Source organism: Streptomyces xylophagus (assembly GCF_000716435.1).
Taxonomy (GTDB): Bacteria; Actinomycetota; Actinomycetes; order Streptomycetales; family Streptomycetaceae; genus Streptomyces; species Streptomyces xylophagus.
The window spans coordinates 667,738-688,470 of record NZ_JNWO01000007.1 but is presented as its reverse complement, the minus strand read 5'-3'; the positions used below and the strand labels follow the sequence as shown (position 1 = coordinate 688,470).

Here is a 20,733-nt window from a genome sequence, read left to right as displayed (position 1 = left end):
GCGTGAGCGGCAACCGGGGCGTTTCAGCGAGTGGAATGTGCTCTTGCCCGACGCCTGACGGGTCATCACACTCGCCCCATGGAGACGCGTACCGCGCTGGTGACCGGAGCGGCACAGGGCCTCGGGCAGGAGTTCGCCGTCGCGCTCGCCGGCCACGGCTACCGGGTCGCCGGACTCGACCTCGTCGCACAGCCGGAGACCGCCGAAAGGGTCCTGGACTATGTGGAGTTGATCGGCGACGTCACAGACGAGGACCAGATCCAGGGGGCGTTGGAGCACCTCATCGACCAGTTCGGCACCCTGCACGTCCTGGTCAACAACGCCGGCGTCTACCCGGCCCGCCCCTTCGAGGAGACCACGCCCGAGGAATGGCGCCGGATCATGCGCGTCAACCTGGAGGCGCCGTTCCTGCTGACCCGAGCGGTCCTGCCGTATCTGAAGGCGGCCGGGTGGGGCCGTATCGTCAACATCGTCTCGGCGGCCGTCCTCACCGCACCGCCCACGATGGTCCCGTACGTCGCCTCGAAGATGGGACTCATCGGCTTCACCCGATCCCTCGCGGCGGCGCTCGGCCCGTACGACATCACTGTCAACGCGATCGCGCCCAGCATGGTCCGCACCGCGACCGCCGAGCGGACGGTCGGCGCGGACGGCGGCTTCGAGTACGTCCGTGACCAGCAGGTGGTCCCGCGCACGCAGCAGCCGTCCGACCTCGTCTCGACCCTGCTGTACGTGGTCGACGAGGGCAGCGGGTTCCTGACCGGGCAGACGCTGAACGTGTCGGGCGGTTCAGCCTTCCTCTGACTCCGTCGGCTCCCTGAGCCACTCGCGGAGTTCCTTCCGCAGCGATCGCTGAAAAGCCGTCAGGAGGGCCTGCACCACAAGGGGTTGCATGTGCGCGGACAGCGACTTCACGTCCTGCGCGGCACGTTGCGACACCTCGTCGCGGAACACCTGCGACAACTCGTGGGCCGCCGCGCGGGAATGCTCGATCAGCACGTTCCGGGACGCGAGGATCGCCTCCTGCGACACCGGCACGTCGAGCAGCCGCACGCCGAGCCGCAGCAGACCGGCGTCGACACGGTACGAGGCCCCCTCGATCCCGACCACGTCCATCGCCACGAGCCGCTCCACGTCCTCCTCGCTCAACGCCCGGCCCGCCCGCCGCTCCAACTCCCGCCGGTCCAGGATCTCCGTCCCGTCCGGCGCCCATGACGCCACCACGGCGCGATGGATCGCGAGGTCGTGCGCACTGAGGTCCGGCGGCAGCTGCCCCACATACCGCTCGATCGCGGCCAGCGTCATGCCCTGATGCTGCAACTCCTCGATCAGTGCGAGCCGCGCCAGGTGCTCCTGCCCGTAGTGCCCGACCCGCCGCGCCCCGATCACCGGCGGCGGCAACAGCCCCTTGGTGCTGTAGAACCGCACCGTGCGGACCGTGGTACCGGCCCGCGCGGCCAGTTCGTCGATCGTGAGCGTCGGCTCCTCGGTGTCGGTCGTCATGCGGAGCAGTATCGCTGTCTCACCACTGCTGTGAAACCACCGGAGGGCCGTTGTCAGTGGTGCCGCCTACGGTGGGTGTCATGGGGGAGATCAACTATGTCCGGGGTGACGCGACCGTTCCGTCGGTCAAGGGCGTCAAGGTGATCGCGCATGTCTGCAACGACATCGGGGGCTGGGGAAAGGGCTTCGTGCTGGCGCTCTCGCGCCGCTGGCCCGAGCCGGAGAAGGCGTACCGCGCCTGGCATCGCGCCCGCGCGTCCAACGACTTCGGGCTGGGCGCGATCCAGCTCGTGCAGGTCGAGCGGTATGTCTGGGTGGCCAACATGATCGGCCAGCGGGGGATACGCACGGGCAGCAAGGGTGTGCCCGTGCGCTACGAGGCGATCGACACGGCGCTGGGCCTGCTGGCCGACCGCGCGGCGGAGCTCGGCGCGTCCGTGCACATGCCCCGCATAGGGTGCGGCCTCGCGGGCGGCACGTGGTCACGGGTCGAGCCGCTGGTGACCGAGCGGCTGGTCCAGCAGGGGATCGCGGTGACGGTGTACGACCACGAGGACTGAACCACCGGACCGAACTCGCCTCACGCTGATAGGAACGCGGGCTGACCCCGCCGGGCCCAACTCGCCTCGGGCTGAAAGAAGTTGCGGCATCTTGCGCAACTCCTTGCGATGATCCCCGCCCCCTGCTTGACTCGCTGCTCGCAGCCGTGAAGGAAAGTCATCGAGGGAGAGCCATGAGCCGTGACATCGACGTCCTCGTCCTCGGCGGCGCCGGCGTCGACACCATCGTCCACGTCCCCGAACTGCCGCTGCCGTACGCCGACAGCTACATGATCGACCCCGGCATCCGCACCCGCGCCGGCCAGACCGGCGACTTCGTGGCCCTCGGCCTGAGCGTGCTGGGCCTGCGCACCCACCACCTCGACATGCTCGGCGCCGACCCCGAGGGCGACCTGGTCCGCGCACTCCACCGGGACCACGGCATCCCGCTCACCGAAGTGCCCGGGCCCGCCGGCACCAAGCGCGCCGTCAACCTCGTGGGCCCCGACGGTAGACGGCTCTCCCTCTACGACTCGACCCGCGCCCACCCCGACGACCGCCTGCCGGAACCCACGGTCCGCGCCCTCGCCGAGGCGAGCCGCCACGCCCACGTCTCCATCACCCAGCCCTGCGCCCACGCCCTGCCCACACTCCGCGAGGCCGGCGTGACGATCTCGACGGACCTGCACAACTGGGACGGCAAGAACCCGTACCAGGAGGAGTTCGCCCACGCGGCGGACATCGTCTTCCTCTCCACCACCGCACTGACCGGCACCCCCGAACACACGATGCGCGCGATCGCCGAGCAGGGCAGGGCCCACCTGGTCGTCGCCACGGCCGGAGCGGAGGGCGCCTACCTGCTGGCCGACGACGAGGTGACCCACATCCCACCGGTCACCCCGCCGTCCCCCCTGGTCGACTCCAACGGCGCGGGCGACGCCTTCGCCGCCGCGTTCCTATATGGCTGGCTCAACCGAGAGACACCGCAACGCGCGGCCCTCTACGGTTCGATCGCGGGCGCGCACGCCTGCACAGTGCCGTCCACGGAGACGGGGTCGATAACCCGCAGCGACCTCCTGACAAGGGCAAGGACAGCGCCCCGTTAGGGGCGCGGGGAACTGCGCGACCAGCCACAACGGACCCGCAGCCCCCACCCCACCGAACCCGGCAGACGCTTAGTGCACGTCGTTAGTAGCCGCGATCTTCTTCCACGACTTCGGCCGCACCGGAACCCCAGCCGCCTTCACGATGGAAGCGGCCCGCGCCGCGGGCACCGCCGGCTTCGTCGGCTGGAACAGCCACGTGTCGAAGAGCACCGACAGCGACTTCCCGGACACCTGCTCGGCGTACTTCTGGAAGTCCTGGACGGACGCGTTGCCGTACGCGTGTTCCGTCGGCCACCCCTTCAGAACCGCGAAGAACGCATCGTCACCGATCTCGTTCCGCAACGCCTGGATGGCCAACGCCCCCCGGTCGTAGACCGGAAGCTCGAACTGGTTCTCCGGACCGGGGTTCCCCGGCGCGATCGTCCAGAACGCGTCGTCCGCAGGGTGCGAGGCATAGACGTAGTCGGCGAGCTGCTGCGCGGTCCCCTCACCCTCGTGCTCGGACCACAGCCACTGCGCGTACCGCGCGAAACCCTCGTTGATCCAGATGTCCTTCCAGCCCTTCAGCGACACGTCGTCGCCGTACCACTGGTGGGCCAACTCGTGGACGACGACAGAGGTGTTGGAGCCGTTCGCGAACTGCCTCGGGCTGTAGTAGACGCGGGTCTGGGTCTCCAGCGCGTACCCGGTGGTCGTGTTGGGCACGTACCCGCCGGCGGAGCTGAAGGGATACTTCCCGAAGTAGCCGCTGAGCCAGTCGACGATCTCCCCGGTGCGCTCGACGCTCGCCCGCGCGGCCCCGTCGTTGTCGCCGAGATCCTTGCTGTAGGCGTTGACGACCGGGACGCCGCCGCCCGAGGTACTGGTCGTGATGTCGAACTTGCCGAGGGCCAGCGTGGCCAGATAGGTGGCCTGCGGCTTGTTCTCCCGCCAGTTGTAGCGGGTCCAGCCCAGCTTCGAACTCGTCGACTGGAGCGTGCCGTTGGAGATCGCCTGGGTACCGTCCGGGACGGCCACCGACACGTCGTAGGTCGCCTTGTCGCTCGGGTGGTCGTTGCTCGGGAACCACCACCACGCCGACTCGGGCTCGTCCGCCGCGACCGCGCCGTCCGGTGTGCGGTGCCAGGTGGTGAAGCCGTACGCGCTCTTCGTCGACGGCACCCCGCTGTAGCGGACCACGACCGTGATCGGCGTGCCCTTCGGCAGCGGGGTCTTCGGGGTGATCTCCAGTTCGTGCTGGCCGGAGGTCGCGAAGGTCGCCAGGGCGCCGTTGACCCGCACCTCGCTCACGTCCAGCAGGAAGTCCAGATCGAACCGGGACAGGTCCTGCGTGGTCGTCGCGAGGACCGTCGCCGTACCCGCCAACTCGTCCGTGGCGGGTTGGTATTGAAGCCTGAGGTCGTAGTGCGAGACGTCGTATCCGCCGTTGCCGTAGGCCGGGTAGTAGGGGTCACCGATGCCCGGAGCGCCCGGGGAGTAGCTTGCCGCCGATGCCGGGATCGCCAGCATGAGGGAGGCCGCCGCGAGTGCGCCCGGCGCGATGATTCTGCGGTGCACGAGAACTCCAAGTCGTAGGGCTCCACGAAAAGCCGGAGAGCCATGGGGGTCCACGAAAGTCGAAGAGCCGTAGGGGGTCGAAGAGCCGTAGGGGTCGGTCCGCCAAATCTGTTCAAAGGCTATTCAGTCCCTGTGGCACCGCGCCTGTCCACGGCACCTCCTGTCACACGATCGCCATTCGGCCGTCACGAGCCCCGGAGTGCCTCTTTCTGCACGGGAGTTGACCGATGTACCGTCCGCGCATGCCGAAACGCACGCGCTTCACGATCTGGAGATCGCTCGCGACGGCGGCGATCGCCGCCCTCCTGGCCGCCTTCCTCACCCCGACAGTGGCCCAGAGCGCCCCGCAGGAAAGCCAACCGGTCTACTCCTACGCGAACGCCATCCGCGAGGCCGTCTGGGTGGACACCGGACTCGACGGGGACGGTGACGGGAAGACCGACCGGGTCGCCGTCGACATCGTCCGGCCGAGCGAACCCGCCCGCCAGGGCCACAAAGTGCCCGTCATCATGGACGCCAGCCCCTACTACTCCTGCTGCGGCCGCGGCAACGAGGGCCAGCTGAAGACCTACGACGCGAGCGGCAACGTTGTCCAGATGCCGCTGTTCTACGACAACTACTTCGTGCCCCGCGGCTACGCCTTCGTCGGCGTCGACCTCGCCGGCACCAACCGCTCCGACGGCTGCGTCGACGTCGGCGGCCGCTCCGACATCCAGTCGGCGAAGGCCGTCGTCGACTGGCTGAACGGCAGGGCCAAGGCCTACACCAGCCGCACCGGAACCGCCCGCGCCACGGCGAGCTGGACCAACGGCAAGACCGGAATGATCGGCAAGAGCTGGGACGGCACCATCGCCAACGGCGTCGCCGCCACCGGCGTGAAGGGCCTGAAGACGATCGTCCCGATCAGCGCCATCTCCTCCTGGTACGACTACTACTTCGCCAAGGGCGCCCCGCTCTACGACTCCGGCCCCGACTGGCTGTCCAACGTGGTCGAGAGCCCCGAGGCCCAGGCCGGCTGCGCGGCCGTACAGCAGAAGATCGTCGACGGCGCCCCGCGCACCGGCGACTGGACCTCGTTCTGGACCGAGCGCGACTACGTGAAGGACGCGAGCAAGGTCAAGGCCAGCGTGTTCCTCGTGCACGGACTCCAGGACCTCAACGTCCGCACCAAGAACTTCGGCCAGTGGTGGGACGCCCTGGCCAAGAACGGCGTCGAGCGCAAGATCTGGCTCTCCCAGACCGGCCACGTCGACCCCTTCGACTACCGTCGCGGCGCCTGGGTCGACACCCTGCACCGCTGGTTCGACCACGAACTCCTCGGCTACGACAACGGAATCGACCGTGAGCCGATGGCCGACGTCGAACGCCACCCGGACCAGTGGGTCACGTCGAAGGTGTGGCCGCCCAGCGGCACCGCCACGACCACCCTCCACCCGGCGCGGGGCACCCAGGCGGGCGTCGGCACACTGGGACTCGGCGCGGGCAAGGGCACCGAGACGTTCACGGACAACCCGCAGGAGAGCGAGACCGACTGGGCCGCCGCGATCGACAAGTCGACGGCGGACAAGGCCGGTTTCGTCACCGGGCCCCTCAAGAAGGACCTGCGTCTGTCGGGTTCGTCGAAGGTGACCATCACCGCGACGCCCACCACCTCCACGGCCCATCTCTCCGCCGTTCTCGTGGACTTGGGCCCCGACACCATCCGCGACTACGCCGACTCGGCCGAGGGCATCACCACGCTCACCGACCGCACCTGCTGGGGCGACAGCACGGCCGGTGACAGTGCCTGCTTCCTGGCAACCCAGGCCAAGACGACGGCAGTCGAGTACAACGTCTTCAGCCGAGGCTGGGCCGACCTCGGCAACTACGCCTCCGACCTCAAGGGCGTACCGCTCACCCCGGGCAAGGCGTACACCATCACCCTCGACCTGGCGGCGACCGACCACGTCGTCCCGGCCGGACACCGCCTCGCCCTGATCGTCGCGGGCACGGACAAGGACCTCATCGATCCGCCGTCCACCACCCCGACCCTCACCGTGAACCTGTCCCGTACCTCGGCCCAACTCCCGCTCGTCGGCGGCGCGTCGGCGTTCGCGAAGGCCACGGCGGGCAGCAAGTCCGTGACATCCGACGCCGAGACCCTGGACGGCGTACGGGCACCGCATTCCGCGCAGCGGGTACCGGGCAACTGATCATCCACTCCGAGTGCGGGCGGCGGCGCGAGTGAGCTCCGCCGCCCGCATCCCCAGCGCCTTGGCCGCCCACGGCCCCGGTTCGTCCAGCCGCGTCTCACCCTGTACGCCCTCGACCACGCGTACGCTCGTCTCCTCGGACCGCGTCGCCAACTTCTCGTACACGACCGGCGATTGGAACGCCCACTCACCGACGAACGCCACCGGTTCGATCCGGTACGGCCACCACCGCGCGCCCGCAACCGCCGAGGTCGTCAGCCCGACGGACTCCCGCGGCCACACCCGGACCCGGGCGCCGCGCTCGGCCGGCCCGACGGCCGTCGTCAACCCGATGACGCCCCCGCCGACCACGACCACCTCGCCCCTCACACCGGTGTCGGTGCGCGGACGGTAGCGGAATGTGTCATGCCGTGCTCATATCGCCATCGCGCTGGGGATACTCACAGCATGTCTGCCGAACACGCGACGCCTGCCGAATACGCGACCTTCGGCCTGGCACCGGCGATGCGCGCCGGTGAAGTCCTCGCGGACGGCGGCTACCAGGTGCACCGCGACTTCGTCGACTTCATCGTCGACGGACGCCCGCTGCTGTTCCAGCTGACCGACCTGGACGCCGTCTCCCCGCTCGCCTCCGACGTCCCGCCCGCGATCTTCACCGCCCAGGTCCGCAGCCTGCTCCTGGAGACGGACGCCCCGCTGGAGGGCGGCCGTTACGTCATCTACGGCTGCCCCGAGTGCGAGGACCTGGCCTGCGGCGCCGTCACCGCCGTCATCCAGAGCGACGGCGCCGACTTCATCTGGCGGGACTTCGCCTGGCAGACCGACGAGCATGCCGACCTGGAGCGCAACGGCTACCACGGCATAGGGCCCTTCCGCTTCGCCGGAGCCGAGTACCGCGCGGCCCTCGACTCCCTCATCGACGGCACCGAGATCCCGGCCGGCGGGCGACGCGTCCTGCTGATCGGCGCCCGCGTCGCCGTACTGAACAGGCTCGCCGCCGCACTGCGCGCCATCGGCATCGGTGCCGACATCACCGGCGACGCGACCCACGTCCCCGCCGACGAACTCCGGGTCTACGGCGCCGTGGCGTTCGGCCGGGCCGTCACCGAGGAGGAGCGCGCCGCCGTACGGGCCGCCTTCGACCGCGCCGGGGTGGAGGTGGCATACGTCGACGGCCTCGCACCCATCGTTCCCCTCCTCGTCGCGCAGATCGAACACGCCCTGGACCGCCGCCCCGCCGAGCTGCACCGCCTGACCCGGCTGGTCGCCGCCGACGGCGAGGCGGGCATCGAGGTCACCTCCCCGTGCCGGGTGCGCGTCACGGCGTACCGTCTCGACCGCCTCTACCGCAGCCACACCCAGGACGTCTTCGACGGCGTCCTGGAACCCGGCCGCCACCGCATCGCCCTGGACGCGAAGGCGGTGAAGGGCGAGGCCTTCGTGGTGGCACGGACCACGGGGAGCGTGCTGGTGGAGGCGATGGCCCGCTGAAAACCGCGGCGCGGGCGGCGAAGGGGACCGATTAGGATCGATGGTCTGATGACTGCCACTCTCGTCGCCAAGAATCTCGCCGCCGGACACGGCGACCGCGCCCTGTTCACCGGGCTCGACCTCGTCGTCGCCCCCGGCGATGTGATCGGCCTTGTCGGTGCCAACGGCGCGGGCAAGTCCACCCTGCTCCGGATCCTCGCCGGCCTGCTCGCACCGGAGGAGGGCGAGCTGCGCCTCTCCCCGCCGACAGCGACCGTAGGACATCTCCCGCAGGAGCCGGAGCGGCGCCCGGGCGAGAGCGTGCGCGAGTTCCTGGCCCGCCGCACGGGAGTCGCCGAGGCACAGCGCACGATGGACGAGGCCACCCAGGCACTGGTGGACGGCGCCCCCGGCGCCGACGACGCCTACTCGGCGAGCCTCGAACGCTGGCTCGACCTCGGCGGCGCCGACCTCGACGAGCGCGCCGAGGAGGTCACCGACTCCCTCGGCCTGGCCGTCGACCTCGACCAGCCGATGACGTCCCTCTCCGGCGGCCAGGCAGCACGCGCGGGCCTCGCCTCCCTCCTCCTCTCCCGCTACGACGTCTTCCTCCTCGACGAGCCCACCAACGACCTGGACCTCGACGGCCTGGAGCGCCTCGAACGCTTCGTCTCCGGCCTGCGCGCCGGCACGGTCGTCGTGTCGCACGACCGCGAGTTCCTCACCCGCACGGTCACCAAGGTCCTCGAACTCGACCTGGCCCAGAACCAGATCAACCTCTACGGCGGCGGCTACGAGGCCTACCTGGAGGAGCGGGACGTGGCACGCCGGCACGCCCGCGACGACTTCGAGGAGTACGCCGACAAGCGCTCCGCGCTCCAGGACCGGGCGCAGATGCAGCGCGGCTGGATGGACAAGGGCGTCAAGAACGCCCGCCGCAAGGCGAACAACGACAACGACAAGATCGGCCGCAAGTTCCGCAGCGAGGCCAGCGAGAAGCAGGCGGCGAAGGCCCGGCAGACCCAGCGCATGATCGAACGCCTCGACGTCGTCGAGGAGCCCCGCAAGGAGTGGGAGCTGCGCATGGAGATCGCGTCCGCGCCCCGCTCCGGCGCGGTCGTCGCGACCCTGCGGGACGCGGAGGTACGGCGCGGCGACTTCAGCTTCGGCCCGGTGTCCCTGCAGATCGACTGGGCGGACCGGGTCGCGGTGACCGGCGCGAACGGCGCGGGCAAGTCGACGCTCCTCGCTGCGCTGCTCGGCCGTATCCCCTTGGACGCGGGGCAGGCTTCGCTGGGCTCGGGTGTCCTGGTCGGCGAGGTCGATCAGGCGCGCCAGTTGTTCCACGGCACGGAGTCCCTGCTCGACGCGTTCTGTGCGGCGGTCCCGGACACCGAGCCGGCCGAAGTCCGCACGCTGCTCGCCAAGTTCGGGCTCAAGGCGAACCACGTGATGCGGCCTGCGGGGACGCTGTCACCGGGTGAGCGCACGCGGTCCGCGCTCGCGCTCCTCCAGGGCCGGGGTGTCAACCTCCTGGTCCTCGATGAGCCGACGAACCACCTGGACCTGCCCGCCATCGAGCAGTTGGAGTCGGCGCTCGATGCGTACGAGGGCACGCTGTTGTTGGTCACGCATGACCGTCGGATGTTGGACGCGGTTCAGGTGACTCGGCGGTTGGAGGTGGCGGACGGGAAGGTGACGGAACAGCGGTGAGGATGAGGTGGTTCGTTCACTGCCGGTCGGTGGGGGCTGGTCGCGCAGTTCCCCGAGCCCCTGAAGGGGAGCCCTACGTACCGGAGTTGAGACGATCGGCTTCCTTCGCCGCTCGCTCCACCCGGTCCCGGTGCTCGGCCCACCAACTCGCGTCGCCAGGCGCCATGTTGTCGCCCCCGGCCCGCTGACCCACCGTCCCGTCGACGAGTTCCCGTACGACATCGGCGTGGCCGACGTGTCGGGACGTCTCGTAGATCATGTGGACGAGGGTGCGGTGCAGGGTGATGTCGTTCCCCCGCTCACCGGGGATGCGGACGACCGCGTCCAGGGGCAGCGCGTCGATCGTCGCGTCGGAGTGTGCGCACACGCGCCGATAGCCCCCGACGATCTGCTCCCGCGTCTCGTCCGGCGTCGCCCACAGATCCGAGTTCGGCTCGGCGTCCCCCGCGATCCACAACTCCGGCGCGGAGACCGGCCGCCCGAAGACCGTCCCGAAGTAGAACCCCTCGGCCCCGGCCAGATGCTTGACCAGCCCCAGCAGATTGGTCCCGGTCGGCGTCATCGGCCGCCGGATGTCGTACTCCGACAGCCCTTCGAGCTTCCAGAGCAACGTGTCACGGGCGTCCTGCAGAACGACGCGCAGGCCGGCTTTGAAGTCCGCTGAGATCATGCCCCCAGTTTGTAGCAGGGCGCCAAGCGCCCTGTAGGGGCGCGGGGAACTGCGCGACCAGCCCCCACCGGCCCGCAGCTCCCCACAACCTGACCGCCAGAGCCGTCAGCGCTTGCCCTTCTTACCCGGGTCCAGCAACCCCGCCTTCCGCAAAGCATCAGCCATCGCACTGTTGCCCGGCGGCGGAGCCGCCTGCCGCGATCCACCACCCTGACCACCCTGCCGCTGCTGCTGGCGCTGCTGAGGAGGACGCCCTCCACTCCGCTGCCCGCGCTGGGCACCCCCACCCTGCTGTCCCCGCTCACCGCCGGAGGCCTGCGCCGCCGCCTCGTCGTCCAGCCGCAACGTCAACGAGATCCGCTTCCGCGGGATGTCGACATCGAGAACCTTCACCTTGACGATGTCACCCGGCTTCACCACGTCCCGCGGATCCTTGACGAACGTCTTCGACAGCGCGGAAACGTGCGCCAGACCGTCCTGGTGGACACCGACGTCGATGAACGCCCCGAACGCGGCGACGTTGGTGACAACCCCCTCCAGGACCATCCCAGGCGCAAGGTCGGAGATCTTCTCGACGCCGTCCTTGAACGTGGCCGTCTTGAACGCCGGCCGCGGGTCACGCCCCGGCTTCTCCAACTCCTTCAGGATGTCGGTCACGGTCGGCAGACCGAACGTCTCGTCCACGAAATCCGTCGGCTTCAGCGAACGCAGCACCGCCGTGTTGCCGATCAGCGAAGCGACCTCGCTGCCCGCCGTCTTCACCATCCGCCGCACCACCGGATACGCCTCGGGGTGCACGCTGGACGAGTCGAGCGGGTCGTCGCCGCCGCGGATGCGCAGGAAGCCCGCGCACTGCTCGTACGCCTTCGGGCCGAGCCGCGCCACGTTCTTCAGCTGGGTGCGCGACTTGAAGGGGCCGTTGGCGTCGCGGTGCGACACGATGTTCTCCGCGAGGCCGGAGGTGATGCCGGAGACGCGTGAAAGCAGCGGCGCGGAGGCCGTGTTGACGTCCACGCCGACGCCGTTCACGCAGTCCTCGACCACCGCGTCCAGCGAACGCGACAGCTTCACCTCGGACAGGTCGTGCTGGTACTGGCCGACACCGATCGACTTGGGGTCGATCTTCACCAACTCCGCGAGCGGGTCCTGGAGCCGGCGGGCGATGGAGACCGCGCCGCGCAACGACACGTCCATGTCGGGCAGTTCCTGCGAGGCGAACGCGGACGCCGAGTACACGGACGCGCCGGCCTCGGACACCATCACCTTGGTGAGGTTCAACTCCGGGTGCTTGGTGATGAGTTCACCGGCGAGCTTGTCGGTCTCGCGGGACGCCGTGCCGTTGCCGATCGCGATCAGGTCGACCGAGTGCTGGGCCGACAGTCGGGCCAGCTTGGCGAGGGCGTCGTCCCACTTGTTGGCCGGGACGTGCGGGTAGATCACGTCCGTGGCGACGACCTTGCCGGTCGCGTCGACGACGGCCACCTTCACACCCGTACGGAAACCGGGGTCCAGGCCCAGCGTCGCGCGCGTGCCGGCCGGGGCGGCGAGCAGCAGGTCCCGCAGGTTCGAGGCGAACACGTTGACCGCCTCGTCCTCGGCCGCCGTCCGCAGTCGCAGCCGCAGGTCGATGCCGAGGTGCACGAGGATGCGGGTCCGCCAGGCCCAACGGACCGTGTCCTGAAGCCACTTGTCGCCGGGGCGGCCCCGGTCGAGGATCTGGAAGCGGTGGGCGACCATCCCCTCGTAGGAAGAAGGCCCCTCGGTGTCCTCCTCGGGCTCCAGGACGAGATCGAGGACGTCCTCCTTCTCGCCGCGCAGCATCGCGAGGATGCGGTGCGAGGGCAGCGCGGTGAACGGCTCCGAGAAGTCGAAGTAGTCGGCGAACTTGGCGCCCGCCTCCTCCTTGCCGTCCCGCACCTTCGCGGCGAGGCGTCCGCGCCCCCACATCCGCTCCCGCAGCTCGCCGATCAGGTCGGCGTCCTCCGAGAACCGCTCGGTGAGGATCGCCCGCGCACCGTCCAGGGCCGCCTGCGGATCGGCGACACCCTTGTCGGCGTCGACGAACGCGGCGGCAGCGGCCAGAGGTTCCACGGACGGGTCGCCCAACAGCCCTTCCGCGAGGGGCTCAAGTCCCGCCTCCCGCGCGATCTGCGCCTTGGTGCGCCGCTTGGGCTTGAAGGGGAGGTAGATGTCCTCAAGACGAGCCTTGGTCTCGGCGGCCCGAATCTGCGCCTCCAGCTCCTCGGTGAGCTTGCCCTGCTCGCGCACCGATTCGAGGATCGCGGTCCGCCGCTCCTCCAGCTCCCGCAGATAGCGCAGCCGTTCCTCGAGCGTGCGCAACTGCGCGTCGTCGAGCATCTCGGTCGCTTCCTTGCGGTAGCGGGCGATGAAGGGAACCGTCGAACCGCCGTCGAGCAGCTCGACGGCAGCCCTCACCTGCCGCTCCCGTACGCCGAGCTCCTCGGCGATCCTGCCTTCGATGGACCCTACGAGGGGTGTCGTCACGCCCGTACCGCCTTCTCCACTGAGGTTGCGCGGCAATTGTGGCAGGTGACACCGACAGCCGGGGATCAGGGCGCCGTCCTGCGGGCCCGGTTCCTAGCTCTTGCCGATCAGATTCCGCGGAAACGCCCCGGCGGCGAGCGCGCGCCGTGCGAACCCGGTCGCCAATTCGGTCAGTCGTACGACGCCCTCGGCCCCCAAGTGCTCGTACGGCGCCCGGTCCAGCCGGTCGGTCTCCGCCTCGATCTCGGTGCGCAGCGCGATGCCGGCCTCGGTCAACTCGCCGTCCCCGTCGAGCAGTCCGCGCTCGCGCAGCCGTTCCGAAGCGGCGTCCCACTCCTCCTGGTTCCACCCGCGCGTGCCGAACACCCACTTCGGGGTCATGCCCTTGCCGGTCGCCGTATGGGTGACCACGGCCTCCAGGCCGTCGAGCCCGGCGGACATCAGAACGGCGAGATGACCGTCGCCCCGGTGCTCGCGCAGCAGCGTGGCGCCGTGGAAGTACGCCAGATGCGGCTCCTCGGGGACCGGCAGATCGGCGTGGGCGGCATACAGGGGCCGGGAGGGACGCGTACACGCCTCGGCGGCCCGTAGCGCCAGCCGCGCGGCCTCCGCCATCTCCTCCGACTCCACCACGTCGTCGTCCAGCAGGCGGCGCAGGGTCGCGTCGACGGCACGCGCGCGTGCGTGCAGGACCTGCTCCGGGGAGGCGATCTCCCACACGGCGGGCACATGCCGCGCCACGAGCTCGTACTTGTAGTTGTAGAAGGTCGCCGCCACCGTGCCCGGTCCGACCGCCCCCATCGCCGCCGCCCGTGCGGCGAAGTTGATGGCCGCGGATTCCTTGATTCCGAGATCCGTCAGCTCCCTCCCCAGGTCGGGCGAGAAGTACAGCGTGGCGTGGAGCGAGTTGAGCGCGTTGTGGCAGCGGCGCCCGGCACGGGGATCGACGGCGGCAGTAGTCATGACGGTCACGCTACCGACTGGTTGGTACGGTCTCCAGTGGCGGGCACGGGATGGCAGGAAAGGTGGGGTACCCGTCATTGCGGCCAACACCGGAAGCGCGAAGAATCAACGGTATGCGAACCGTCCTGGTGGTCCTCTTCGACGACGTGCAGAGCCTCGACGTCACCGGCCCCGCGGAGGTCTTCGCGGGCGCCGAGACGCAGGTCCCCGGGACCTACCGCATCCGTACGGCCTCCTTGGACGGCGGCCCGGTGCGCACCTCCAGCGGCCTGATCCTCGTACCGGACTCGTCCCTCGCCGACGCACCCGCCCCGCACACGCTCCTCGTCCCCGGCGGCCAGGGCACGCGCGGCCCGGCCCCGCGCCTGACCGACTGGCTGCGCGCGCACGGGCCGAGCGCCGAGCGCCTGGTGTCCGTGTGCACCGGGGCGATCCTGCTCGCCGAGGCGGGCCTCCTGGACGGGCGCCGGGCCACCACCCACTGGGCGTACGGCGCCAAACTCGCCCGGGACCACCCCGCCGTGACCGTCGACCCCGACCCGATCTACATCCGTGACGGACACGTCTCCACCTCGGCCGGTGTCACCTCGGGCATCGATCTCGCCCTCGCCCTGGTCGAGGAGGACCTGGGCCGGGACACGGCGCTGACCATCGCCCGCCACCTGGTCGTCTTCCTGCGCCGGCCAGGGAACCAGGCCCAGTTCAGCGCCCAGCTCGCCGCCCAGACGGCCCGCCGCGAACCCCTCCGCGAGGTCCAGCAGTGGATTACTGAACACCCTGACGACGATCTCGGCATCGAGTCCCTGGCCGCCCGCGCCCGCCTTTCGCCCCGCCACTTCGCCCGCGCCTTCCAGGCCGAGACCGGCATGACCCCCGGCCGCTACGTCGACCGCGTCCGCCTCGAACACGCCCGGCGCCTCCTGGAGGAAACCGCCGACGGCATCGAGCAGATCTCCCGCACCAGCGGCTACGGCACTCCCGAGGCGATGCGCCGAGCCTTCCTCAAGACACTCGGCACGGCCCCGACCGAATACCGCCGCCGCTTCCATCCGGCCCAGAGCGCCCGGGCAACACCCGCCCGCTGAAGACCGAGGGCATCGCCGGCGTTCCACCGCCCCAGCCCGTCCGGCCCGGAGAGTCTTCCGGTGCTCCCACAACTCCCAGTCGCTGAACGCCGAGAGCTCCCCGGGGGCGTCCCGCCACCCCCTGCCCAACGGACGCGGCCCAGCGTCCACACCTCAGGGGCGCGGGGAACTGCGCGACCAGCCCCCACCGACCCGCAGTGAACGAACCACCTGAACCTCACCGCTGCTCCGTCATTCAGCGTGTCCTCACAGGCGCCCAGAGCCGACTCCGGCGGAAAGCCCCCGGCGCTCCACCGCACTTGCCCATCGGGCATTGAAAGCCTTCCGACGCCCCCACAACACCCACCCCACCGAACACCCAACAACGAGCACCGGATGGTCCCCATGCAGATCGCCATCGTCCTCTTCGACCGCTTCACCGCCCTGGACGCCGTGGGCCCCTACGAAACCCTCGCCCGCCTCCCGGACGCGGACACCGTCTTCGTCGCGGAGCGAACCGGCCCCGTCCGCAACGAAACCGGAAACCTGGCGATCGTCGCCGACCGGACCCTGGCGGATGTACCGAGCCCCGACATCCTGGTCGTCCCGGGCGGCCCAGGTCAGACCGCGCAGATGGGCAACGCGCCCCTCCTGGACTGGCTGCGCACCGCCGACGGCACGAGCACCTGGACGACCTCGGTGTGCACAGGCTCCCTGTTGCTGGCCGCCGCAGGACTCCTCCGGGGCCGCCGCGCGACCTCGCACTGGCTCGCCCTGGACGACCTGAAGCGGTTCGGTGTCGAGCCCACGGGGGAGCGGGTGGTGACCGACGGCAAGTACGTCACCGCGGCCGGCGTCTCCTCCGGCATCGACATGGGCCTCACCCTGCTCGGCCGCATCGCCGGCGACGCACACGCTCAGGCCGTACAGCTCGCGATCGAGTACGACCCGCAACCGCCCTACGACGCGGGGGCCCCGGAGAAGGCCCCCGCGCACCTCGTCGAGAAGTTCCGTACGAACAGCCGCTTCATCCTGACGCAGTCCACGTGAAGCGCGGCTCGCGGCGCTCCAGGAACGCGGCGACGCCCTCCGCGGTGTCGCCGCTGCCGCGCGCCTGATCGGCCCAGTAACCGTCCCTGTCCGTAAGCCCGTTGGCGAACTCCTTCGCCGCCGCCTGCGTCAACTGCGAGCGGGACACCAGCACTCGGGTGAACTCCGCGACCCGCTTGGCGAGTTCACCCTCGGGCAGCAGCTCGTCGACGAGACCGGTACGCAGCGCCCGCTCCGCGTCGATCAACTCGCCGGAGAACAGCAGGTGCTTGGCGGCCCCCGGACCCACCAGCGACACCAACCGCCCGGTGGCGGACGCCGGATACACGATCCCCAGTTTCGCCGGAGTCACCCCGAACAGCGCGCCCTCCTCGGCGAACCGCAGATCGCAGGCCGCCGCCAACTGCGCCCCGCCGCCCACGCAATGGCCCCGGATCGCGGCCAACGTCGGCTTCGGGAACGCGGCCAGGGCCTCCTCCGCGAGCACCGCGAGCCCCTGTGCCTCGCCCGGCGACTCCCGCAACGTCGAGATGTCGGCCCCAGCGCAGAACGTCCCGCCCTCACCGGTCAGCACGAGCGCCCGTACGGCCGGATCGGCGGCCAGGGTGTCGAGCAGCGGAGGCAATGAGCGCCACATCTCGGCGGTCATCGCGTTGCGCTTGCCGGGGTGGTGGACGGTGACGGTGGCGACCGAGTCGGTGACGCCGTGCAGCAGGCGGGGCTCCATGCGCCGGATGCTACGGACAAGCCGAAGAGTTCGCTAAGTCGGCACATGGGGAACAGAGGCGATCTCACACTCGATCCGGTCGTGCAGCAACGATCGGAAAGCGTCCGATAACTGCTGACTTCTGTTCAGTCATCCGGGGTGGCGCGGGTCGGTGCCAACACTCGTGGGGTGGTGACAATCGAGCGCAAGGGTGGCGACCGGACGATGGAGAACCACGGGCGAGGGTCAGGCCCACGCCCAGAAGGCGGCAGGGACGATCCCCTGGACCCCGCCCCGCCGGATCCGCTGCCGTACGAAGGAGTCTGGCGGTTCACCGCGTCCGCCGTCGACGTCTCGGTCCCGCAGGCGCGACACGCCGTACGGGACCTGCTCTTCCGCCAGGGCGTACCCCTCGCGGACGACCTGCTCCAGGGGCTGTTGCTGATCGTCTCCGAACTGGTGACCAACGCGGTCAAGCACGCGGCGCTGCTGTCGCCGGTCCTCGCCGTGGAGATCGCCGTCGGTGCCGAGTGGGTGCGGGTGTCCGTCGAGGACAACCACCCCTACCGCCCGACCGCCCTGGTGGCCGACCACGACGAGACCGGCGGCCGGGGACTGCTCCTGGTGCGCGAGGTGACCCGGGAGGCGGGCGGTGTGTGCGACGTCGAGCACACGGCGAGCGGCGGGAAGGTGATCTGGGCCGCCCTGCCGCTCCGGCCCGCGCAGGTGTCGTAGACCCGGTTACCAGCCCGCGGACGGGCCCGTCAGTTCCCTGACCGCCGGACGGGCCGCGTCCAGCACTGTCATGAACCAGGACGAGAAGGTGTCCTTCGCGTGGCGCTCCGCCAGCTCGGCGGGGGTCACGAACGCGGTCGTGCCCACCTCCTCCGGGTCCGGCCGCAGCGGGGACTGCACCATGCCGACGAAGAGGTGGTTGTACTCCTGCTCCACCAGACCGGAGTCCGGGTCCGGGTGGTTGTAGCGCACGGTGCCCGCCTCGGCGAGCAGCGACGGGGACACCCCCAGCTCCTCGTACGTCCGCCGGGCCGCCGCCGCGAAGGGCGCCTCGCCGGGGTAGGGGTGGCCGCAGCACGTGTTGGACCACACGCCGGGGGAGTGGTACTTGCCGAGCGCCCGCTGCTGGAGCAGCAGCCGGCCCTGCTCGTCGAAGAGGAAGACGGAGAACGCGCGGTGCAACTGCCCCGGCGGCTGATGGGCGGCGAGCTTCTCCGCGGTACCGATCGTCACGCCGTTCTCGTCGACCAGTTCGAGCAAGATCGCTTCAGCGGTGCCGTTCGACGAGTTGTGCGTCGCGGTGGCAGGTGTGATCGGCATACCCATCCTTCACTTCGGTCTTCGAGCCAAGTCTGCCGTACGAATCCGGCACTCCCGGCAGTTCATCGTGCCCGGCGCGGCGACGGCGGAACCGTCCGGGGGCGGGACTGTGGGAGTGAGGACGCGGACGCGCGCCCGGACGGCTGCGTTCCGTCGCAGCCGATCGTTTTCTGCCGAACTCTGTCGATTTCCGTCAGCGCCGAGACCTCGACGGGGACTTCACGGCCACCTCAGTGGCACAGCTTCGCCTCGTGCTCCGCGTGCCCGCCGGGCTCCAGCTGGAAGGTGCAGTGCTCCACGTCGAAGTGGTCGCCCAGGCAGCCCTGGAGTTCGTGGAGCATCTTCTCGTTGCCGATGGCGTTGAGCACCTCCGAGCTGACGACCACGTGCGCGGAGAGCACCGGCATCCCCGAGGTGATCGTCCAGGCGTGCAGATCGTGGACGTCCTCGACCCCGTCCAGGGCCAGGATGTGGGCCCGCACGTCCTGCATGTCGACATCCTTGGGGGCCGACTCCAGCAGCACGTCCAGGGTCTCGCGCAGCAGCTTCAGCGTGCGCGGCACGATCATCAGGGCGATGGCGAGCGAGGCGATCGGGTCGGCCGCCTGCCAGCCCGTGGTCAGGATCACCACGGCGGCGATGATCACCGCGAGGGAGCCCAGCGCGTCGGCGGCCACCTCCAGGAACGCGCCGCGCACGTTCAGGCTGTCCTTCTGCCCGCGCACCAGCAGCGTGAGGGAGATCATGTTCGCGACCAGGCCGATCAGGCCGAACACGATGGTCAGCCCGCCCTCGGTGTCGGCGGGCGTGACGAACCGCTGGACCGCCTCGTAGAGGACGTATCCGCCGACGCCGAGCAGCAGCAGACAGTTGGCGAGCGCGGCGAGGATCTCCGCGCGGGCGTAGCCGAAGGTGCGGTTGCCGGTCGCCGGGCGGTTCGCGAAGCTGATCGCGAGCAGCGCCATGCCGAGGCCCAGCGCGTCCGTCGCCATGTGGGCCGCGTCCGCGATGAGCGCGAGGGAGTCCGCGAGCAGCCCGCCGACGACCTCGACCACCATCACGGTGATCGTGATCCCCAGCGCGACGCGCAGCCTGCCCCGGTACGCGGCCGCCGCCGTACCGGTGACGGGAGCACCGTGCGAGTGCCCGTGGTCGTGCCCTGCCCCCATGGAATGCCGCCCTCCTGATTACTGCCCGGGACCCCAGTGAACTACGGGTGGGGGGTATCGGGCAACGCGGCACTGAACACCGTTGTCATGTGCCCTGACCTGCGCAAACAAATCGCAGGTCAGGGCAGCCTAAGTTCACAGGGCGTGGTGCAGCCGCCAGCCCTGCCACGCCGAGTCGACCATCTCCCGCACCCCGCGCCGAGCCGTCCACCCCAGTTCTACGGCGGCCCGCTCGGCGGAGGCGACCGCGCGCGGCGCGTCACCGGGACGCCGCCCCTCGACGACGGCCGGCCGCCGGTCACCGGTGACCTCGCCGATCACCGTGACCAGCTCGCGCACCGAAACCCCTTCCCCGCGGCCGATGTTGACCGTCAGGTCGCCGCTCGCGCCGCCGTCGGACAGTCGCCGGGCCGCCGCCAGATGGGCCTCCGCGAGGTCGGCGACATGGATGTAGTCGCGGATACAGGTGCCGTCCGGGGTCGGATAGTCGTCGCCGAAGATCCTCGGGGCCTCGTCGCGGGTGAGCCGGTCGAAGACCATGGGGACGATGTTGAAGACGCCCGTGTCGGCCAGTTCCGGCGCGGCGGCGCCCGCCACGTTGAAGTAGCGCAGGCACACCGTCGCGATGCCGTGCGCCCCGCCCGCCGCCCGGACCAGCCACTCACCGGTGAGCTTGGTCTCGCCGTACGGGTTCACCGGCGCGCACGGGGTGTCCTCCGTGATCAGGTCGACGCCCGGGTCGCCGTAGACCGCCGCCGAGGACGAGAACACGAACCGCTCGATGCCGGCGCCCGCGACCGCGTCCAGGAGGGTCGCCAGGCCGCCCACGTTCTCGCGGTAGTAGCGCGTCGGCTGCGCCACGGACTCGGCGACCTGCTTGCGCGCCGCGAGATGCACGACCCCCGTCACCTCGTGCTCGGCGAACACCCGCTTCAACAGGTCGCCGTCGAGGGAGGAGCCGTTGACGAGCGGGACGTCCGCCGGGAGGCGCGCGGGGTTGCCTGCGGAGAGGTCGTCGAGGGCGACGACGCGTTCCCCGGCGTCCGCCATCGCCCGTGCCACATGGGCCCCGATGTATCCGGCTCCGCCGGTGATCAGCCATGTCATGGGCATTGACCCTATGCCGATACGAAGTGGGCCTCCGCAATGTCCCGCGATGCCCGGTCTGGCGGGTGCGGTTTGTCGGCCGGG

General features: G+C 70.3%; 18 protein-coding genes and 1 pseudogene. 9 read left to right on the top strand and 10 right to left on the bottom strand.

The annotated features are described in order from the left end of the window. The first annotated feature begins 78 nt into the window (after positions 1-78). Entirely contained in the window at positions 79-804 is a 726-nt protein-coding gene (locus tag OO70_RS18045; protein ID WP_043671524.1) for an SDR family NAD(P)-dependent oxidoreductase, read from the top strand. Here the strand turns inward: OO70_RS18045 and OO70_RS18040 are convergent. Further along, positions 790-1,503, bottom strand: coding sequence for a MerR family transcriptional regulator (locus OO70_RS18040; RefSeq protein ID WP_043671521.1), 714 nt, complete (start codon positions 1,501-1,503; stop codon positions 790-792). The two genes, OO70_RS18045 and OO70_RS18040, sit on opposite strands and share 15 nt — an antisense overlap. 80 nt (positions 1,504-1,583) lie before the next feature. Between OO70_RS18040 and OO70_RS18035 the strand changes: the two genes are divergently transcribed. Continuing rightward, positions 1,584-2,063 carry a macro domain-containing protein gene (locus OO70_RS18035; RefSeq protein WP_043671518.1) on the top strand — a complete coding sequence of 160 codons (480 nt, stop codon included), beginning with the start codon at positions 1,584-1,586 and terminating at the stop codon, positions 2,061-2,063. 173 nt (positions 2,064-2,236) lie between these two features. Further along, positions 2,237-3,148 carry an adenosine kinase gene (locus OO70_RS18030; RefSeq protein WP_043671516.1) on the top strand — a complete coding sequence of 304 codons (912 nt, stop codon included), beginning with the start codon at positions 2,237-2,239 and terminating at the stop codon, positions 3,146-3,148. 69 nt (positions 3,149-3,217) lie between these two features. Here the strand turns inward: OO70_RS18030 and OO70_RS18025 are convergent, their stop codons facing one another. Beyond that, positions 3,218-4,705 carry a M1 family metallopeptidase gene (locus OO70_RS18025; protein WP_043671513.1) on the bottom strand — a complete coding sequence of 496 codons (1,488 nt, stop codon included), beginning with the start codon at positions 4,703-4,705 and terminating at the stop codon, positions 3,218-3,220. A 242-nt stretch (positions 4,706-4,947) separates the two neighbouring features. Here OO70_RS18025 and OO70_RS18020 point away from each other — a divergent pair, with 242 nt between their 5' ends. Then, positions 4,948-6,897 carry a Xaa-Pro dipeptidyl-peptidase gene (locus OO70_RS18020; RefSeq protein WP_043672714.1) on the top strand — a complete coding sequence of 650 codons (1,950 nt, stop codon included), beginning with the start codon at positions 4,948-4,950 and terminating at the stop codon, positions 6,895-6,897. A gap of 39 nt (positions 6,898-6,936) precedes the next feature. Here OO70_RS18020 and OO70_RS18015 read toward each other — a convergent pair. Further along, positions 6,937-7,266: pseudogene (locus OO70_RS18015) on the bottom strand (FAD-dependent oxidoreductase); the annotation flags it as partial. Between the two features lie 78 nt (positions 7,267-7,344). Here OO70_RS18015 and OO70_RS18010 point away from each other — a divergent pair. Then, on the top strand, positions 7,345-8,388 hold the full coding sequence (locus OO70_RS18010) for a hypothetical protein (protein ID WP_043671509.1): 1,044 nt from the start codon (positions 7,345-7,347) through the stop codon (positions 8,386-8,388). A gap of 48 nt (positions 8,389-8,436) precedes the next feature. After that, positions 8,437-10,080 carry an ABC-F family ATP-binding cassette domain-containing protein gene (locus OO70_RS18005; RefSeq protein ID WP_043671507.1) on the top strand — a complete coding sequence of 548 codons (1,644 nt, stop codon included), beginning with the start codon at positions 8,437-8,439 and terminating at the stop codon, positions 10,078-10,080. A 73-nt stretch (positions 10,081-10,153) separates the two neighbouring features. On the opposite strand, the gene OO70_RS18000 is transcribed toward OO70_RS18005, so the two are convergent. From OO70_RS18000 to OO70_RS17990, 3 genes are all read right to left on the bottom strand, one after another. Beyond that, positions 10,154-10,750, bottom strand: coding sequence for a DinB family protein (locus OO70_RS18000; protein WP_043671505.1), 597 nt, complete (start codon positions 10,748-10,750; stop codon positions 10,154-10,156). A 105-nt stretch (positions 10,751-10,855) separates the two neighbouring features. Beyond that, positions 10,856-13,255: a Tex family protein gene (locus OO70_RS17995; protein ID WP_043671503.1), complete on the bottom strand. Its 2,400-nt coding sequence runs from the start codon at positions 13,253-13,255 to the stop codon at positions 10,856-10,858. A 93-nt stretch (positions 13,256-13,348) separates the two neighbouring features. Next, entirely contained in the window at positions 13,349-14,218 is an 870-nt protein-coding gene (locus tag OO70_RS17990; protein ID WP_043671501.1) for an SCO6745 family protein, read from the bottom strand. A gap of 113 nt (positions 14,219-14,331) precedes the next feature. Here OO70_RS17990 and OO70_RS17985 point away from each other — a divergent pair, with 113 nt between their 5' ends. Both OO70_RS17985 and OO70_RS17980 read left to right on the top strand, forming a co-directional pair. Beyond that, on the top strand, positions 14,332-15,303 hold the full coding sequence (locus OO70_RS17985; protein ID WP_043671499.1) for a GlxA family transcriptional regulator: 972 nt from the start codon (positions 14,332-14,334) through the stop codon (positions 15,301-15,303). 384 nt (positions 15,304-15,687) lie between these two features. Continuing rightward, positions 15,688-16,332 (top strand): DJ-1/PfpI family protein, encoded by a 645-nt coding sequence (locus tag OO70_RS17980; protein WP_043672708.1) that lies wholly within the window; start codon positions 15,688-15,690, stop codon positions 16,330-16,332. Here OO70_RS17980 and OO70_RS17975 read toward each other — a convergent pair. Beyond that, positions 16,310-17,059 carry an enoyl-CoA hydratase/isomerase family protein gene (locus OO70_RS17975; protein WP_043671497.1) on the bottom strand — a complete coding sequence of 250 codons (750 nt, stop codon included), beginning with the start codon at positions 17,057-17,059 and terminating at the stop codon, positions 16,310-16,312. The genes OO70_RS17980 and OO70_RS17975 overlap by 23 nt on opposite strands. A gap of 204 nt (positions 17,060-17,263) precedes the next feature. Between OO70_RS17975 and OO70_RS17970 the strand changes: the two genes are divergently transcribed. Then, complete coding sequence (locus OO70_RS17970) at positions 17,264-17,773, top strand: ATP-binding protein (protein ID WP_043671494.1); 510 nt, start codon at positions 17,264-17,266, stop codon at positions 17,771-17,773. 6 nt (positions 17,774-17,779) lie between these two features. On the opposite strand, the gene idi is transcribed toward OO70_RS17970, so the two are convergent. The 3 genes from idi to galE all read right to left on the bottom strand — a co-directional run bounded on the left by idi (position 17,780) and on the right by galE (position 20,649). Continuing rightward, positions 17,780-18,373, bottom strand: a complete 594-nt coding sequence (gene idi, locus OO70_RS17965) for an isopentenyl-diphosphate Delta-isomerase (protein WP_043671491.1) — start codon at positions 18,371-18,373, stop codon at positions 17,780-17,782. A gap of 230 nt (positions 18,374-18,603) precedes the next feature. Then, positions 18,604-19,542, bottom strand: a complete 939-nt coding sequence (locus OO70_RS17960) for a cation diffusion facilitator family transporter (RefSeq protein WP_043671488.1) — start codon at positions 19,540-19,542, stop codon at positions 18,604-18,606. A 135-nt stretch (positions 19,543-19,677) separates the two neighbouring features. After that, a complete protein-coding gene (galE, locus tag OO70_RS17955; protein WP_043671485.1) occupies positions 19,678-20,649 on the bottom strand; it encodes a UDP-glucose 4-epimerase GalE in 972 nt (323 codons plus the stop codon). Between the last annotated feature and the right edge of the window lie 84 nt (positions 20,650-20,733).